We start from the raw sequence: 1,466 nt of genomic DNA on the forward strand, positions 1-1,466 counted from the left end.
GAGAAGGACGGGCGATTTACAGCCAGCGAAAACATACGATAGAACCGACCTTTGGGATACAGAAAGAAGCCRTGGGGTATCGGCGTTTCATGGTGCGAGGGTTGGACAATGTGACAAAAGAGTGGTCGCTGGTTTGTCTTGCGTATAACTTGAGGCGGATGTTCAGCCTGAAACAAGTGAATGAAGAGCAGTGGTTGGAACTGGTCTTGTTGGCGACTTATCTGTGGCACTATTGGGCTGATCTGAGGCCAAGAGTGAGAAAAATCATAAGGACAAGTTGAAAATGTAATGCGCCGGAGAGGGTTTTATAAGTTCTCTCCGGAATAGTCAGAGTCTGAAATTACTTGAACTGCGTTTATGGGTTCAAGTCCGACAGGCTGCTAGAAGCCTTCATACTCTGAGATCACCTCATTGTGTTTAAAAGGCGCCTCCCAGAGATATCCTCAACCCCCTTCATAGACAACAAAATCATCAGGCACACCACTGCCACATAGAAGCCTGGTGCAAAATAAAGACCCGACCACTCTGTCAGCGCCAATGCAATTAAGGGCGCTGTTCCACCAAACACGACAATGGCTAGATTGTAAGGTACGGCTGTTCCCATCATTCTTATGTTATCCGGTAAAAGCTCTGTATACAGTGCGCTGCTGACTCCTAACAATATGCCACCCAGCAGTGCAAACAGAGCTTGTACAACCAAGCTGTAGTGCCATGAATATGCAGGGGAAAGGAATGAGTAAGCAGGAACAACTGCGACAGCAATGATCAGTAGACAGAGCAAATACACTCTTTTTCGCCCAAATTGATCTCCTAACCACCCACCCAGAGCACAGAATATAACCAGGGCCGAGATATTCAGAGAGTTAATCAACATGGCCCGATCACCAGCGATATTCTGAATCTCAATCATTTGCGTGCTGAAAAAAACAAAGAACAGGTGATAGATCAGAGTATTACCTGAAACCACCAGAAACATGCGCACCAACCCAGCTCTGTTTTTCCAAAGACTCGTTTTGGTGGAAACGAGATGATTGACAGGTCTTTCAGAAGGCAGCTGTTTTCGCAGAAACCAGGCGGTAAAGCAGATCATCCCACCCAACCAGAAAGGGCAACGCCATCCCCAACTATACAGTGATGCTTCTGGTAGCCAGAACACCAGCATAACCACCAGAGAAGCTATCAGGGTCCCCATCATGGCACTGCTATGAACCAGACTGGTCAGGATACCCCGGTGAGCAGGAGGGCTTAGTTCTCCAGTGACTACCAGAACCGAGCAGAATTCCCCGGCCATGCCAAAACCCTGCAGCAGTCTCATCAATACCAGCAGCAAAGGAGCCAGAATACCTGCGGTCTGAACATCAGGCAGACAGCCAATCCCAAACGTACCCAATCCCGTAGTAAAGCTGCATAGCAACAGGGCTGTTCGCCGATTGGTTCTATCACCAATCCAACCAATAATCAGGGCG

Annotated in this window: 1 protein-coding gene and 1 pseudogene; one reads left to right on the top strand and one right to left on the bottom strand. The window is 48.2% G+C overall.

Features of this window, described 5'->3' with window-relative positions:
* Positions 1–173, top strand: a pseudogene (locus WG89_RS31950) (transposase); the annotation flags it as partial.
* Positions 174–403: 230 nt separating this feature from the next.
* Here the strand turns inward: WG89_RS31950 and WG89_RS02025 are convergent.
* Positions 404–1,466: MFS transporter (locus WG89_RS02025; protein ID WP_062260635.1), on the bottom strand; the 1,063-nt coding region annotated here is incomplete at its 5' end.

The organism is Endozoicomonas arenosclerae (assembly GCF_001562015.1).
GTDB classification, from domain to species: Bacteria; Pseudomonadota; Gammaproteobacteria; order Pseudomonadales; family Endozoicomonadaceae; genus Endozoicomonas_A; species Endozoicomonas_A arenosclerae.